We start from the raw sequence: 16,152 nt of genomic DNA, 5'->3' as shown, positions 1-16,152 counted from the left end.
GAGTCCGAGCCGCACCACTCGCGGCACACGTCTGTGGCCCCCGCCCCGCTGCCGGTCCCCGAGGATCCGGCCGTCGCCGACGCCGGTCGCACCCTCACCCGCCGTGAGCTTCGTGCCCTGCAGGCCGCCTCATCCGCGAGTGCCGCCGACGAGGTCTCCGGCCAGGCACAGGCCGCACCTTCTCAGGCCCCACCGGCTCCGGTCTCCGCACCCCGCTCCGCCCCCGCTGACGACCAGCCCCGAACCGAAGCGCCGGCCGCGGTCAACTCTCTGCACCCGCCGATCGGCCACTGGTCGATGGACCGCGAGGACGACAGCCACATCGAGACCATCGGGCGCCGCGACGACGCGACCTTCGACGACCTCGTGGGCCGCGGCGTCGGCGCCGGCGGCATGCCCACGACCACCAACGCCCTGATCCTGCCGTCCATCCCGCGTCAGGGCCCCGGCGGCCCCATCACCAGCACCGGGGAGATCATGATCACGGGATCGATCGACCTCCCGCGAAGCCTGGGCGCTACCGGTCAGCACCCGAACCTGTTCGACTCGTCCGAAATGGACCGCATGCTCGACCAGCTCGACGAGGGCGGTCACCACAACGATGTGGCACCCGTGAGCGCCAGCCGCGCCGTGAGCACCCACACCTCCACCCGGGGCGTGATGACGCCGCCTCGCAAACGCGGCGCCTCCCTGCCAACGGTTCTCGCGATCACCGCCGCGGTGCTCGCCATCGGTGTGCTGTCGCTGTTCGTCGTCGGCTACGCCCTCAATATCTACTAACCCCGAATATCCACCAACCCCATATCTCCTCATGCCATCTTTTTCGCTTTTACTAACTCAGGGATTCAATCGATGACCGCTTCTGCCCACGCTCTCGAGCTCCTCAAGGTGGCTGCCGCCGCCGCCGACTCGAAAGCGGGGGAGGACCTCGTTGCCATTGACGTTTCCACCCCGTTGCCGTTGGCCGACATCTTCCTCATCGTCACGGGACGCTCCGAACGCAACGTCGTCGCGATCGCCGGCGAAATCGAGGACAAGCTGATCGAGGCCGGCTACAAGCCGCTTCGCCGCGAGGGACGCGCCGAAGGGCGCTGGATTCTCGTTGACTTCGGCGACCTCGTCGTCCACGTGTTCCACGAGGAAGAGCGCGTCTATTACTCCCTCGAGCGCCTCTGGAAGGACTGCCCGGTCATCCCCATCGACCAGGCCAGTGCCCGCGCCATCGACGAGGCCGCCTCGTCCGACGAGTCCGTCGACACCTCCGCAGACGGCGCCGCAAACACGACCGTCGACGCCGCGGATGTCGAATCCACCGTGGAAATTGACGCCGCGGACTAGCGTTTGGTTCGCGAGCACTCAAAACATGTAGTAACCTAATGAAGTTGTTTCGGAGGAATTCGAAACAAAGTCTGGGTCCGTGGCGCAGCTGGTAGCGCACCTGCATGGCATGCAGGGGGTCAGGGGTTCGAATCCCCTCGGATCCACCAAGCACAAGGAAAACCCCCGATGACAGTAGTCATCGGGGGTTTTTTCGTCGTGCTGTGAACCCGGGTGAAAAGAATTTCCGGAAATATTTCTGGGGAATTCTTGCCGGCTCTTCTCACCCGGCGTTGGCGAGTTGGCGGCACGCTTCAGGGGGCTTCAGGACCTGGCCCGGTCGGACCATTCCCGATACTGAGCCACGCGTCCGGCCCCGCTCCCCGAGACCCGGCCGGCCGACCCTGGCGTGCCGTCCTGGCATCCTTCATGGCTCGCAATTGCCGCTCAACCTCTGCCGAGGTCGCCCCGGACGACAGCTGGCGCTCCAGGTCGGCATCCGGTGGGGCAGTGAGATCGGTGAGGGCGCCGCTGGCGAGCAGTTCGTCGGTCGCGGCGGCGCGGGCCTGCATCTGAACGATCCGGTCCTTGGCCCTGTCGAGGCTGACACCGACCTCGCTCATCTGCGAGCCGAGGCCGGCCGCGGCCTCGTTCGCCTTCACCTGCGCCTGCGAGGCGGCGTAGCTGGCCTTGATGCTCTCCTTCTCGGTGCGGAACGCGGCTACCCTTTCGGCCAGGCGCCGTTCGTTGTCCTGCAGCTGCCCCTGCTGCTTCTGCAGGAGGGTGTACTGGTCACGGAGTGCGGCCACCTGGCCCTCCAGCAGGGAGCGGCGTTCCAGAGCGGTCCTGGCCAGGTCTTCCCGGCCCTGGTTCAGGGCGGAATCGGCCTGGTCGGCCAGCCGTTGGTGCCTGGCGCCCATCTCCTGGCCCTGCAGCTCGATCCGTTTCTTCGCGGTGGCAACCTCGGCCAGGCCCAACCTCACGTCCTGCAGCATCCGCACCAGCTGCTCGTAGCTGTCGTCAAGAGCTTCACGCGGGTCCTCCAGTCGGTCCAGGGTGCGGGAGGCCTTGCTCCGGAAGATGACTCGCAGTCGGTTGGTGAAGGTCATGGGGTGCTCCTTTTGTCTAGCCGGTGCGCCGAGGTTTGCTGCATCGAGGTCCGCTCCGGCGTGGGCAACCCGTCCAGCAGGGTGAGGGCGTGCAACTCCGCGACACCGGCGCCGACGGCGGCGATCTCACGGTCCACGTCGGCGCCCAGGGTCGTGAGGGTGTCATCGGTGCGCACACCGAGGCCGGCGGCAACGACGGAACGGACCCGCCCCACCAACCCGGTGATCTGGTCGACGCGCCGACTGGCCACCGGGAGAGTCTCTCGGAGCACGACAGGGTCCCGTTCGGTGGCCAGCAACAGCAATTGCGACTCCACTCTGGTGCCCTCGTTCTGCAACCGTCCGACGAGCCTCTGCAACTCACCATGCGGGCCTCCGCTCTGCACGGCGAGGTCAACCGCGGCCTGTCCACTGGCGAGCGAGTCCCTCAGACGCAACCGAAGGCGGAGGATTTCGTGGTTCGGGCCGACACTCACCCGCGTGCGCACACGCAGCACGGCACCGTTGAGAGCCCGACTTCGCCGTAGCCGCCTGTACAGCACGCGTGCAATGACGATGACCGTGACGGTGGACACGACCATGATCGCCGCGAGGGCGATCAGGATCTCAGCGAGGACGCTCACGTCAACCACCCGCCTCGTCCGCTCGCCAGTGGCGGATTCTTAAGGACGTGCAGGGTCATATCTCCACCTTCATCCCAGGGCTGGTGCGGTGCCGTCCCGAACGACGGCACGCTCTACCGGGCAAAATACGCTCATTAGCGTGGAGTTGTCGGGGAATGCCCTGTTCTTGTCTGAACGCTCTCGTCAACCCGCGGCGACGCCAACGGCTCACCGCGGGCGGGACCATCGACTCTGGGCCCCCGCTCTACGATGGGGAGGTGAATGAGACCCTGCCGCCGTGCCCGGAATGCTCCAGCGAACTGACCTACGAGATGGGGGCGCTGCTGGTCTGCCCACTGTGCGGGCACGAGTGGGCGGCAGGGGCCGCCTCCGCCGGTGAGCCGGTGCAGGATGCCGCGATCACCGACGCTCACGGCAGCGTGCTGGCCGACGGCGATTCGGTGACCATCATCAAGGACCTCAAACTCAAGGGCAGCTCTACCGTCATCAAGGTGGGCACCAAGGTGCGCGGAATCCGCCTGCGCCAGGGTGTGGGCGATCACGACATCGAATGTCGAATCGAGGGAGTGAGCATGCAGCTCAAGTCCGGGGTCGTCAAGAAGGCCTAGCCCTCGGCTCGGCAGTCAAGGGGGTCACGATTACAGCCCCAGATTCCACCCCCAAGTGGGGGCCTTCGGATTACACTCCCCGATATGACCGAGCAGCAGCAGTACACCGTGGTGCGGGCCTTCCCTGGCTTCGATGTGCGCCGTTATCCGGACTGTGTTCTCGTGCAGGTGCAGGTCGACGGGGGCTTCACGCGGGCGGCGAGCCGGGGCTTCCGGCCGCTGCAGAACTATCTCGCCGGCAACAACCTGTCGGCAACGACGATCCCCATGGCGCCGCCGGTGCTGCACGAGCGGGCGGGGGAGTCCGCGCACCTGATCAGCTTCGTGCTCCCGGGTGAGTCGGACCCGGACCGTGCGCCCCTGCCACTGGACGAGAGGTTGCGGATAATCGTCCTGCCCGCCCACGAGGCCGCGGTCCTGCGGTTCGGCGGGGGCTGGAGCACAAAGAGATTCACCGATCACGGGCGTTCCCTGCTCGGGTCGCTGGAGGCCGCTGATCTCCTGCCGGACGGGCCGGTCTACTACGCACGGTTCGACCCGCCGTTCCGGCCCGGACTCCGGGGGCGCAATGAGGCGTTGGTGCGAGTGACCTCGGCCTGACGGGCGTCGATAATGGCTGGATGCCCCCTTCAGCATCTGCAGCCCGTTCAGACCAGGCATCGATCCCCGCCGCTCCCGTACGCTGTCCGTGCGGCAGCGGCAACAGTTACGACGACTGCTGCGGGCGCCTGCACCGCAGCGACGCCCGAGCCGCCACGGCCGAGCAGCTCATGCGATCGCGCTACTCGGCCTTCGCGGTCGGCGACGCAGGCTATCTCCTGCGCACCTGGCATCCGAGAACTCGGCCCGACACCATCGAGTTGGACACGACTGTGCGGTGGATGCGGCTTGACATCGACCGGACCGAGCGGGGAACCCTGTTCGACACCGAGGGCGTCGTGGAATTCACCGCACACTCGCGTCAGGACGGCCGGCGGGCTCAGCAGCACGAAGTCAGCCGATTCGTCAAGGTGTCCGGCGCCTGGCTGTACCTCGACGCGGCCGACTGAGCAACGGAATCGACGGGGCGTCGGGCGCGTCACGTCCAGATGGGAAACTGGACCCATGACCGCAACACTCGTCGCCAAGGCCCTGGCCGGTGGCTACGCCCACCGCACACTGTTCGATTCCCTCGACCTCACCGTCGCACCCGGCGATGTCGTCGGTATCGTCGGCGTGAACGGTGCGGGCAAGTCCACCCTGCTGCGCCTGCTCGCGGGCCTCGACGAGCCGCAGGGCGGTTCCGTTGCCCTGTCGCCGGCGGATGCCTTCGTGGGCTGGTTGCCCCAGGAACACGAACGGGTGCCAGGGGAGACCGTGGCGGAGTACATCGGTCGTCGCACCGGCTGCGCCCAGGCGACCAGGGAGATGGACGCCGCCGCCGCTGCCCTGGCCGAACCAGCCGCACCGGGCGGGGCTGACCCGGCCGATGTCTACTCGGTGGCCCTGGACCGCTGGCTGGCCAGTGGTGCGGCCGACCTCGATGACAGGCTCCCTGCCGTGCTGTATGACCTCGGTCTTTCCCTCGACGCCGACGTGGCCGCGGACGCGTTGATGACATCGCTCTCCGGCGGCCAGGCCGCCAGGGTGGGACTGGCCGCCCTGCTGCTGTCCAGATTCGACATCGTGCTGCTCGATGAGCCCACCAATGACCTCGACCTCGACGGGCTCGAACGCCTGGAAGGCTTCGTCACGGGCCTTCGCGGTGGAGTCGTGCTGGTCAGCCACGACAGGGAGTTCTTGGCCCGCTCGGTCACCAAGATCCTCGAACTGGACCTCGCCCAGGGCGCCAACCGGGTTTTCGGCGGCGGCTACGACTCCTACCTGGAGGAGCGCGAGACGGCCAGACGGCAGAAGCGCGCCGACTACGACGAATTCGCCGAAAAGAGGGCCGATCTGGTCGGCCGGGCCCGGACCCAACGGGAGTGGTCCAGCCAGGGTGTGCGCAACGCCATGAAGAAGTCTCCGGACAACGACAAGATCCGACGCAAGGCCGCCGCCGAATCCAGCGAGAAGCAGGCGCAGAAGGTACGCCAGATGGAGAGCCGCATCAGTCGTCTCGACGAGGTCGACGAACCGCGCAAGGAATGGCAGCTCGAGTTCACCATCGGCGCCGCACCGCGCTCGAGCAGCGTGGTCTCGGTCCTGAACGAAGCGCTCATCCGCCAGGGTGACTTCGTCTTCGGTCCGGTCTCCCTGCAGGTCAACGCGGGGGAGCGCATCGGCATCACCGGACCCAACGGCGCCGGCAAGACCACGCTGCTGCGCGCCCTGCTCGGCCGCCTGGCGGCCGATTCCGGTTCCACAAGCCTGGGCGCGAGCGTCGCCGTCGGCGAGATCGACCAGGCCAGGGCCAGCGTCACGGGCGAGCAGACCCTGGTGGCCATCTTCGAGCAGCGGCTGCCCGAGCTCTCGGCCGGCGAGATCCGCACCCTGCTCGCCAAGTTCGGCCTCACCGCCGACCACGTCAGCCGACCCGCCGACGCCCTGTCACCCGGTGAACGCACCCGCGCCGGTCTCGCCCTGCTGCAGGCCACGGGCGTGAACCTCTTGGTGCTCGACGAACCAACCAACCACCTGGACCTCGCCGCGATCGAGCAGCTGGAGCAGGCACTCGAGTCCTACACGGGCACCCTGTTGTTGGTGACCCACGACCGACGGATGCTCGCCACCGTGCGCCTCGATCGGCACTGGGCGGTCGAGGATGGGCGGGTGACCGAGTCCGTGTGACGGAAACCGTTTGACGGAGGCCGTGTCATCGAAGCCGTGACAGGCGTTGCGGCCGGGCTCTGAGGGTGCTGTCATGGATGTCGACCCGTGATGTAGATCAACGGAGGACTCCCGATGACATCGAGCACCTTCCCCGAGAACGGCACAGATCCCCGCCGGCTGGTTGAGGACCTGCGCACCGACGTAGAGGCAGACCTGATCGTCGACACCGACCCCGGCTACGACGACGCGAGGCGGGTGTGGAACGGCATGATCGACCACCGGCCCCTGCTGATCGTGCGTGCCCGTGCTACCGGCGACATCGCGCCGACCCTGGCCCTGGCTGCCAGGCACCGGCTGCCCCTCGCCGTGCGCGGCGGCGGGCACAACGTGGCCGGCAACGGCACCGTCGACGCGGGGATCGTGCTCGATCTCGCCGCGCTCAACACCGTCGAGGTCGACCCGGACGCCCGCACCGTGCGGGCACTGGCCGGGGCGACCATGGCCGACATCGACCGGGCAACCGAACCCTATGGGCTCGCCGTGCCGCTGGGCGTGGTCTCCGCCACCGGCATCGCCGGTCTCACCCTCGGCGGCGGCGTCGGCTGGCAGACCAGGGCACACGGGCTGACCCTAGACGCCATGGTGGCGGCGGATGTCGTCACGGTGGCCGGGACGAGAGTGCGGGCCAGCGCGACCGAGAACCCCGAGCTGTTCTGGGGGCTGCGCGGCGGCGGCGGCAACTTCGGCGTGGTGTCCTCGTTCACCTTCCGGGCGCATCCGTTGCCGGCGCGGCCGGTGACCGGCAATTTCGTCTACCCGAAGGAGCAGTGGGCGGCGACGCTGGCGGCCTACGACGAGTGGACCAGGGACCTGCCAGACGAGCTGACCTCCATCCTCAGCGTGCTGGTGCCGCCGCCGGCCATGGGGCTCGGCTCTGAGCCGCTGATGCTGCTGGGTTTCGCCTGGGCCGGCACCGACACCGACAGGGCCCGGGAGGTCATCGACCGGATGCGCCGCGCCGCCCCGCCCGCGGTCGAGGCCGACGAGCCGATGCCGTGGACCGCGTGGCAGTCCGCCGTCGACGGGGTCTTCCCCAAGGGTGTGCGCGGCTACTGGAAGAACACGTCCTTCGACAGTCTGGATCCGGCGGTGATCGATACCCTGCTGCGCCGCGGAGCGGAGCAGACCTGGCTCGGCACCGCCTTCGATATCCACCACATGGGCGGCGCCTTCGCCAGGGTGGCCGAGGACGACACGCCGTTCCCGAATCGGGGAGCGCGGTTCTGGCTCAACATCTACGGATTCTGGACCGACCCTGCCGACGACGCCGAGCGAGTGGCCTTCGTCCGCGAGTTCGGCGCGGAGATGGCGGTGCTGGGCTCCGGCGGCACGTACGTGAACTTCCTCGGCGCGGAATCCGGCACCGACCCGGTGGCCCAAGCGCTGGCCGTCTACGGGCCGGCCAAACTGGAGCGACTCGCCGCCCTCAAGCGCGAGTACGACCCCGAGAATCTGCTGAGGCTCAACCACAACATTCCGACGACGGTCACCCGCACTGGGTCGCCCGGCGACACCGCGACCGGCGACACTCAGTAGCGACGCGGAATAGAACGCCGGTGCGCCCCGTTGAGCCCTAGTATGCGTATGCATACAAACTGATCGGAAGGGCGCACCACACATGGCACCGACACTGGAACTGGGTCTCGACACGTTCGGCGACGTCACCTACGCCGCGGACGGCAGCCTGCTCAGCCACGCCCAGGTGCTGCGCAACGTCGTCGCCGAGGCGGTGCTCGCCGACCAGGTGGGCCTGAGCTTCTTCGGTATCGGCGAACACCACCGCGAGGATTTCGCCGTCTCCGCCCCCGAGGTCGTGCTGGCCGCCATCGCCGGTCAGACCAGCACCATCAAGCTCGGCTCCGCCGTCACCGTGCTCAGCTCCGACGACCCCGTGCGCGTCTTCCAACGCTTCGCCACCCTCGACGCCGTCTCCAACGGTCGCGCGGAGGTCATCCTCGGCCGTGGGTCGTTCACCGAATCCTTCCCCCTGTTCGGCCTGGAGCTCAGCGACTACGAGCAGCTGTTCGAAGAGAAGCTCGAGCTGTTCGCCGAACTGCTCAAGGAAGCGCCGGTGACCTGGTCGGGTAGCACGCGCGGCTCCCTGACAGAGCAGCGGGTGTTCCCGCCGACCGAATCCGGCTCCATCCGCACCTGGATCGGTGTCGGCGGCAGCCCGCAGTCCGTGGTGCGCGCCGCCCACTACGGTCTGCCGCTGATGCTCGCCATCATCGGTGGTGAGCCTCTCGCCTTCGCCCAGTTCACCGACCTGTACCACCGGGCGCTCGACCAGTTCGGCAAGGACCCGCAACCCATCGGCGAGCACTCACCCGGCTACGTCGCCGCGACGGACGAGCAGGCACGCGAAGAGATGTGGCCGCACTACCGCGCCATGCAGGACCGGATCGGCCGCGAGCGAGGCTGGGGCCCGGCCACGAAGGCCAGATTCGAGCAGGATGCCGGCCCCGACGGAGCCCTGTTCGTCGGCTCCCCGCAAACCGTCGCCACCAAGATCGCCAAAATGGCCACCGGGCTCTCGCTGTCCCGTTTCGACCTCAAGTACAGTCTCGGTACCCTCTCGCACGACAAGCTGATGACCAGTATCGAGCTCTACGGCACCGAGGTAGCCCCTCTGGTACACGAAATGATGGCCTGACGGGAATTTGGCGTGCCCCGGACGGGGTAGCGTGAACACGTGGGCCCGGCTCGGGCAAACCACCCACCTTCATCCTTTCGTTCTGACCTTCCTCGAGGAGTACACCGTGGAAACCTGGCCCGGATCTGCCTACCCGCTTGGCGCAACCTATGACGGAAGCGGCACCAACTTCGCTCTGTTCAGTGAGGCCGCCGAGCGGGTGGAGCTCTGCCTGTTCGACGAGAACGGCGCCGAGACCCCCGTCGAAGTCCGGGAATCCAGCGCCTTCGTGTGGCACTGCTACCTGCCGGAGGTGCAGCCGGGCCAGCGCTACGGCTACAGGGTGCACGGCGAATACAACCCCAGCGAGGGCAAGCGCGCCAACCCCAACAAACTGCTGCTCGACCCGTACGCCAAGGCCACCTGCGGCGTCATGGACTGGGACCAGGCACTGTTCTCGTACAACTTCGGCGAACCGGACTCCCGCAACGACGAGGACTCCGCCCCGCACATGATGCTCGGCGTCGTCGTCAACCCGTTCTTCGACTGGACCGGCGACCGCTCCCCGCGCACCCCGTACAGCGAATCGGTCATCTACGAAGCGCACGTCAAGGGCCTCACCCAGCTGCAGCAGGAGGTGCCGGAATCCCAGCGCGGCACCTACGCGGCCGTCGCGCATCCGTCGGTCATCGAGCACCTGCAGAAGCTCGGCGTCACCGCGATCGAACTGATGCCCGTGCACCAGTTCGTCAACGACAGCACCCTGCAGGACCAGGGCCTGAGCAACTACTGGGGCTACAACACCATCGGCTTCTTCGCCCCGCACAACGCCTACTCCTCCAGCGGCGACCTCGGCCAGCAGGTGCAGGAGTTCAAGGGCATGGTCAAGAACCTGCACGCCGCCGGCATCGAGGTCATCCTCGACGTGGTCTACAACCACACCGCGGAGGGTAACCACCTGGGCCCGACCATCTCGTTCAAGGGCATCGACAACGCCGCCTACTACCGGCTGATGGACGACGACGGCCGGTACTACATGGACTACACGGGCACCGGCAACACCCTCAACGTGCGCCACCCGCACTCGCTGCAGCTGATCATGGACTCGCTGCGCTACTGGGCCATCGAGATGCACGTCGACGGTTTCCGGTTCGACCTCGCCAGCGCCCTGGCCCGCGACCTCTACGACGTCGACAAGCTGTCCACCTTCTTCGAGCTCGTGCAGCAGGACCCGATCGTCTCCCAGGTCAAGCTGATCGCGGAGCCCTGGGACGTCGGCCCCGGCGGCTACCAGGTCGGCAACTTCCCGCCGCAGTGGACGGAGTGGAACGGCAAGTACCGCGACACTGTGCGCGACTTCTGGCGCGGCGAGCCCTCCACCCTGGGCGAATTCGCCTCCCGCATCTCCGGCTCCGCCGACCTCTACGAGCACTCCGGCCGCCGCCCCGTCGCGTCGATCAACTTCGTCACCGCGCACGACGGCTTCACCCTCAACGACCTCGTGTCGTACAACGAGAAGCACAACGACGCCAACGGCGAGGACAACAACGACGGCGAAAGCCACAACCGGTCCTGGAACGCCGGAGTGGAGGGCCCCACCGACGACGCCACCGTCCGCACCCTGCGCGGCCGCCAGCAGCGCAACTTCATCGCCACGATGCTGCTCTCCCAGGGCGTCCCGATGATCCTGCACGGCGACGAACTCGGCCGCACCCAGCACGGCAACAACAACACCTACGCCCAGGACTCCGAGCTGAGTTGGATCCACTGGGACGAGGCCGACCAGCCCCTGATCGAGTTCACGTCCGCTGTGGTCCGCCTGCGCAAGGAGCACCCCACCTTCCGTCGGAGCCGGTTCTTCGACGGGCACCCCGGCAAGCGCGGCGAGGGCGACCCGCTGGCAGATATCGTTTGGCTGAACACCGACGGCCAGGAGATGCGCGCGGAGGACTGGGACGAAAGTCGGTCCCGCACCGTCAGCATGTTCCTGAACGGCCAGGGCATCCGGGAACGCGACTCCCGCGGGCGCGAGGTCACCGACGTCAACTTCATCCTGCTGTTCAACGCGGATGCCGAAGACGTCGAATTCACCCTGCCGAGCGCCGAGTACTCGCCCGCCTGGGAGATCGTGATCGACACCGGGGGAGAGGGCGCCGATTCGGAGCCCCGCCCGGCCGGTGCCACCCACACCGTGATGGGACGCTCACTCGTCGTGCTGCGCGAGTACCACGTGCCCGAGGTTGCTCCGGACCACTCCGTTGCCGCGTCGCTGGCAAGCCACCCGTCGCCGCCGACGTCCACGCTGACCCTGCCGGTGCTGCCGGACCCGTACTCTTCGACCGAAGGACACGAGTAACCACCATGAGCATCCCCGTCTCCACCTATCGCCTGCAGATCACGTCGGCCTTCGATCTGGATGCGGCGGCGGGTGTGCTCGATTACGTCAGCCGGCTCGGCGCGGACTGGCTCTACCTTTCGCCGCTGCTCACGGCCGAGGAGGGCTCCGACCACGGCTACGACGTGATCGACCACGGCAGCATCGACCCGGCCCGCGGCGGCCCCGAGGCGCTCGCCCGACTGTCGGAGCGGGTGGCCGCGGCCGGCCGCGGCATCCTGGTGGACATCGTCCCCAACCACGTCGGCGTCCAGACGCCGCACAGCAACGCCTGGTGGTGGGACCTGCTCCGAGCCGGGCAGGGTTCCCGCTATGCCGAGGCCTTCGACGTGGACTGGCCCGCCGGCAACGGTCGGCTGCTGCTGCCCGTACTCGGTGACGGCGACACCGAACTCGACCAGCTCACCGTGGTGGGCGACGAACTGCACTACTACGACAACCGGTTCCCGCTCGCTCCCGGCACCGCGGACGACGGCGCCCCCGCCGCCGTCGTGCACGACAGGCAGCACTACGAACTGGTCAGCTGGCGCCGCGCCGACACCGACCTGAACTACCGCCGCTTCTTCGCCGTGAACACCCTCGCCGGTGTGCGCGTCGAGGTGCCCTGGGTCTTCGACGAATCCCACCGCGAGATCCTGCGCTGGGTGCACACCGGCCAGGTGCAGGGCCTGCGAGTCGACCACCCGGACGGCCTCGCCGACCCGGCCGGCTACCTCGACAGGCTGCACGCCGCCATGCCGGACGGCTACCTGCTGGTGGAGAAGATCCTGGAGGGCCGCGAACAGCTGCCCAGCAGCTGGTCGGCCCACGGCACCACCGGCTATGACGCCCTCGCCGACTTCGACAGGGTCCTGGTGGACCCGGCCGGCCAGGACGCCCTCGACACCCTGGAGGCCACCCTGCAGGGCGGCGCCGTCTCCTGGACCGAACTGGTCTACACCGGCAAGCGCGCCATCGCCGACGGCATCCTGCAGAGTGAGGTGCGCCGACTCGACCGTTTGATCCCCGAGGTCCCCGATGCAGCCGACGCCCTCGCCGAACTGATCGCCTGGTTCCCGGTCTACCGCTCCTACCTGCCCGTCGGCCGCAGCGAACTCGACACCGCCGTGCGACTTGCCCGGCAGCGCCGGCCCGACCTCGACACCACCATCACCGCCCTGCTGCCGTATCTCACCGACCCCGCACACCCCGCGGCCGTGCGCTTCCAGCAGACCTCGGGGATGGTGATGGCCAAGGGCGTCGAAGACACCGCCTACTACCGCTACAGCCGGCTCACCTCCCTCAACGAGGTCGGCGCGGACCCGAGCGAGTTCGCGGTGCCGGTGGAGGAATTCCACCGCCGCCAGCAGACCCGGCTGGCCGTTGCGCCCGCCTCACAGACCACGCTGTCGACCCACGACACCAAGCGCGGCGAAGACGTGCGGGCCCGCATCTCGGTCCTGGCCGAGATCCCGGATGAGTGGACCGCTGTGCTCGGCGAGCTGCGTGCCCTGGCCCCGCTCGGCGACGCCCCGTTCGAAAACCTGCTCTGGCAGGCCATCGTGGGTTCCTGGCCCGCCTCCACCGACCGTCTCATCGGCTATGCCGAGAAGGCGTCCAGGGAAGCGAACCTCTCCACCACCTGGACCGCGCCCAACGACGACTTTGAAAACCGGATGCGCGCCCTGGTTCGGGAACTCGCCGAGGACGGGCCCCTGACCCGCACCGTTACCGCCTTCGTCGACAGGGTGAAGCAGGCCGGGTGGAGCAACTCGCTCTCCCTCAAGCTCATCCAGCTCACCGCGCCCGGTGTACCCGACGTCTACCAGGGCAGCGAACTCTGGGAGATGTCGCTCGTGGACCCCGATAACCGCCGCCCGGTGGACTACACCGTGCGCCGGGACTACCTGGACCGCGTCAGCGCGGGCTGGCTGCCCCCCATCGATGAAACCGGCGCCACGAAACTGCTCGTCACCACCAACGCCCTGCGCCTGCGCCGCGATCGGCCGGAACTGTTCGTCCGGCACGCACCGGTCGAGGCATTCGGCCCGGCCGCCGCCCACGTGGTGGCCTACGACCGCGGCGGCGCCGTGACCGTCGCCACCCGGCTGCCCGTCGCGCTCGCCCGCACCGGCTGGGGTGACACCACGATCATGCTTGCCGGGCACGACTGGCATGATGCTCTCACCGGTGTCCGCTTCGCCGGCGGCCAGGTGCGTCTGGCCGACCTGCTGTCGAGCTATCCGGTTGCGCTGTTGATCCCCGCGAGCATCACCGCACCCACCGCTATCGAGGAGGCCACCCCGTGACGACAGACAACCCCGACATCGTCGCCGTTCCGATCGACGTGTGGGCGCCCGCCGCCGAGACCGTCGGGCTGGTCGCCGGCGACGCCACCGCGCCGATGACCCGCGGCGACGCCGGCTGGTGGCACGGCAGCCTGCCCGGCAGCGCTGACGGTGTCGACTACGGCTTCCTGCTGGATGGCGCCGGCCCGTTCCCCGACCCGCGATCCCGCCGCCAGCCGCACGGCGTGCACAACCTCTCCCGCAGCTTCGACCCGGCCACGCACACCTGGCAGGACGACGCCTGGACTGGTCGTCAGCTCGCCGGTGCCACCATCTACGAGCTGCACATCGGCACGTTCACCCCCGAGGGCACCCTGGAGGCCGCGGCCGGCCGGCTCGACCACCTCGTGTCACTCGGCGTGGACTTCGTCGAGCTGCTGCCGGTGAACGGCTTCAACGGCACTCACAACTGGGGCTACGACGGTGTGCTCTGGTATGCCGTGCACGAGGGCTACGGCGGCCCGGCGGCGTACCAGCGGTTTGTCGACGCCTGCCACGCGGCCGGCATCGGCGTGATCCAGGACGTCGTGCACAACCACCTGGGCCCCAGCGGCAACTACCTGCCCAACTACGGGCCCTACCTCAGCGACGCCGAGGGCAACACCTGGGGCGCCTCGGTCAACCTCGACGGCCAGGACTCCGACGAGGTGCGCCGGTACATCATCGACAGCGCGTTGATGTGGCTGCGCGACTATCACGTCGACGGCCTGCGGTTGGACGCCGTGCACGCCCTCAAGGACCACTCCGCGGTGCACCTGCTGGAACAGCTCGCCGGCGAGGTGGCCGTGCTCAGCGCCTCCGTGGGCCGCCCATTGACCCTCATCGCCGAATCGGACCTCAACGACCCCAAGCTGATCACCCCCCGTGAAGCCAACGGGTACGGACTCGACGCCCAGTGGAGCGACGACTTCCACCACGCCGTGCACGTCGCCCTCACCGGTGAGACCGTCGGTTATTACGCCGACTTCGCCCCCCTCGGCGCCCTGGCGAAGGTGCTCACCCGCGGGTTCTTCCACGACGGCACCCTGTCCACCTTCCGCGGCCGCCACCACGGCCGCCCTGTCGACACCGAACGGATGCCGGCCTGGCGGCTGGTCGTCGCCTCGCAGAATCACGACCAGATCGGCAACCGGGCCATCGGCGACAGGCTCAGCGCCCAGCTCGACACCGGCCAGCTGGGCATCGCCGCCGCACTCACCCTGCTCGGCCCGTTCACCCCGATGCTGTTCATGGGCGAAGAGTGGGGGGCGCGCACACCGTGGCAGTTCTTCACCTCGCACCCAGAGCCCGAACTCGGCCTGGCCACCGCAGAGGGCCGCATCGGCGAGTTCGCCCGGATGGGCTGGGACCCGGCCGTGGTGCCCGACCCCCAGGACCCGGCCACCTTCGAGCGGTCAAAACTGGACTGGTCCGAACTGCAGCGTGGCGATTCCGGTCGTCTCCTGGCGTTCTATCGTGACCTCGCGGGTCTCCGTCGCCGGCTCGCCGACCTGACCGATCCACGGTTCGCGCGGGTCGCGGTGGCCTATGACGAGGCGGACGGCTGGCTGCTGCTGTGCCGCGGCGAGACCGAGATCGTGATCAACCTCTCCACGACCGCTCGGTCCGTTCCGGTTGCCGGGCAGAGCGTCCTGCTCGCCTTCGCGAACAACGCCGATGCGAGCCCCCGGCTCGACGCCGGCTGGGTGTTGCTGCCGCCGCACTCGGTCGCGGTGCTCGTCTAGGTCCATCTATTCACCAGCTCCACTCGCCAGTACTACCCGCCAGCTCCACTCGCCAGTACCACTGACCATCGAGGAGGACCCATGGGCCATTTCCTATCCGCGGAGACGGCGGCTGCGCTGGCCCGGCTGACGGAGCTGGACGCCAACGCGGCGGCTCCGCCGCTGGAGCGGATGCGGGCCATTCGTGCGGTACTTCACCACCTTGACGCCGACCCGGCCGCGCTGGCGAGCGTACGCGACGCCCTGTCCGATGGAGCGGGCTGGCCCGAGATCGCGGATGCCGCCGGGCTCAAACCCACCGCGGCCAAGTGGCGCTGGCAGGGCACCGACTCCGACATCGCGGCCCGCCTGGATGCCGGACGCAAGCGCAGCGCGCGGCCCAGCAGCGTTCCGACCGACCTGCCCGGGCACTCGGTGGCCGAGGCTGCCGCATTGCTCGGCGTCAGCGTTCAAGCGGTATACCTGCAGGTGAGCAGAGGTAAACTGGTCAGCCGCACCGTCGAGCTGGCGGATGGCCGCAGTTACAAACGCGTCATCCTTCCCGGGGACGCGCTACCCTCGACGACAGAATCCGCGGAAACTGACCCCGAAAAACCAACCCCCTAG

The 16,152-nt window shown here is 68.4% G+C and carries 14 protein-coding genes and 1 tRNA gene; 13 read left to right on the top strand and 2 right to left on the bottom strand.

The features are described from left to right. The first annotated feature begins 33 nt into the window (after nucleotides 1–33). The 3 genes from E3T19_RS10050 to E3T19_RS10040 all read left to right on the top strand — a co-directional run bounded on the left by E3T19_RS10050 (nucleotide 34) and on the right by E3T19_RS10040 (nucleotide 1,487). Entirely contained in the window at nucleotides 34–780 is a 747-nt protein-coding gene (locus E3T19_RS10050; RefSeq protein ID WP_103479546.1) for a hypothetical protein, read from the top strand. Nucleotides 781–852: 72 nt separating this feature from the next. Next, the gene (gene rsfS / locus E3T19_RS10045; protein WP_088456363.1) at nucleotides 853–1,338 is read left to right on the top strand and encodes a ribosome silencing factor; all 486 of its coding nucleotides are present in this window, start codon (nucleotides 853–855) and stop codon (nucleotides 1,336–1,338) included. 73 nt (nucleotides 1,339–1,411) lie between these two features. After that, nucleotides 1,412–1,487, top strand: a tRNA-Ala gene (locus tag E3T19_RS10040). Nucleotides 1,488–1,631: 144 nt separating this feature from the next. On the opposite strand, the gene E3T19_RS10035 is transcribed toward E3T19_RS10040, so the two are convergent. After that, nucleotides 1,632–2,426 (bottom strand): PspA/IM30 family protein, encoded by a 795-nt coding sequence (locus tag E3T19_RS10035; protein ID WP_088456362.1) that lies wholly within the window; start codon nucleotides 2,424–2,426, stop codon nucleotides 1,632–1,634. After that, nucleotides 2,423–3,049: a hypothetical protein gene (locus tag E3T19_RS10030; protein WP_134408735.1), complete on the bottom strand. Its 627-nt coding sequence runs from the start codon at nucleotides 3,047–3,049 to the stop codon at nucleotides 2,423–2,425. The genes E3T19_RS10035 and E3T19_RS10030 overlap by 4 nt, the downstream gene beginning before the upstream one ends. A gap of 257 nt (nucleotides 3,050–3,306) precedes the next feature. Here E3T19_RS10030 and E3T19_RS10025 point away from each other — a divergent pair, with 257 nt between their 5' ends. From E3T19_RS10025 to E3T19_RS09980, 10 genes are all read left to right on the top strand, one after another. Further along, complete coding sequence (locus E3T19_RS10025; RefSeq protein ID WP_088456360.1) at nucleotides 3,307–3,657, top strand: zinc ribbon domain-containing protein YjdM; 351 nt, start codon at nucleotides 3,307–3,309, stop codon at nucleotides 3,655–3,657. Between the two features lie 84 nt (nucleotides 3,658–3,741). Next, a complete protein-coding gene (locus E3T19_RS10020; protein WP_088456359.1) occupies nucleotides 3,742–4,257 on the top strand; it encodes a heme-binding protein in 516 nt (171 codons plus the stop codon). A 20-nt stretch (nucleotides 4,258–4,277) separates the two neighbouring features. Continuing rightward, a complete protein-coding gene (locus E3T19_RS10015) occupies nucleotides 4,278–4,706 on the top strand; it encodes a YchJ family protein (RefSeq protein WP_103479545.1) in 429 nt (142 codons plus the stop codon). 55 nt (nucleotides 4,707–4,761) lie between these two features. Then, on the top strand, nucleotides 4,762–6,426 hold the full coding sequence (locus tag E3T19_RS10010) for an ABC-F family ATP-binding cassette domain-containing protein (protein WP_088456357.1): 1,665 nt from the start codon (nucleotides 4,762–4,764) through the stop codon (nucleotides 6,424–6,426). Between the two features lie 114 nt (nucleotides 6,427–6,540). Further along, nucleotides 6,541–8,004 carry an FAD-binding oxidoreductase gene (locus tag E3T19_RS10005; RefSeq protein ID WP_134408734.1) on the top strand — a complete coding sequence of 488 codons (1,464 nt, stop codon included), beginning with the start codon at nucleotides 6,541–6,543 and terminating at the stop codon, nucleotides 8,002–8,004. Between the two features lie 82 nt (nucleotides 8,005–8,086). Then, a complete protein-coding gene (locus E3T19_RS10000) occupies nucleotides 8,087–9,121 on the top strand; it encodes an LLM class flavin-dependent oxidoreductase (protein ID WP_134408733.1) in 1,035 nt (344 codons plus the stop codon). A 106-nt stretch (nucleotides 9,122–9,227) separates the two neighbouring features. After that, the gene (gene glgX / locus E3T19_RS09995; protein ID WP_134408767.1) at nucleotides 9,228–11,456 is read left to right on the top strand and encodes a glycogen debranching protein GlgX; all 2,229 of its coding nucleotides are present in this window, start codon (nucleotides 9,228–9,230) and stop codon (nucleotides 11,454–11,456) included. Between the two features lie 5 nt (nucleotides 11,457–11,461). Beyond that, nucleotides 11,462–13,783, top strand: a complete 2,322-nt coding sequence (treY, locus tag E3T19_RS09990; protein ID WP_134408732.1) for a malto-oligosyltrehalose synthase — start codon at nucleotides 11,462–11,464, stop codon at nucleotides 13,781–13,783. Then, a complete protein-coding gene (gene treZ / locus E3T19_RS09985; protein ID WP_241980140.1) occupies nucleotides 13,780–15,546 on the top strand; it encodes a malto-oligosyltrehalose trehalohydrolase in 1,767 nt (588 codons plus the stop codon). The genes treY and treZ overlap by 4 nt, the downstream gene beginning before the upstream one ends. A gap of 81 nt (nucleotides 15,547–15,627) precedes the next feature. Next, nucleotides 15,628–16,152 (top strand): DNA-binding protein, encoded by a 525-nt coding sequence (locus E3T19_RS09980; RefSeq protein ID WP_134408731.1) that lies wholly within the window; start codon nucleotides 15,628–15,630, stop codon nucleotides 16,150–16,152.

Source organism: Cryobacterium sp. TMT4-31 (genome assembly GCF_004403385.1).
In the GTDB taxonomy this organism is placed as follows: domain Bacteria; phylum Actinomycetota; class Actinomycetes; order Actinomycetales; family Microbacteriaceae; genus Cryobacterium; species Cryobacterium zongtaii.
This window is presented reverse-complemented; position numbering and strand designations above follow the sequence as displayed.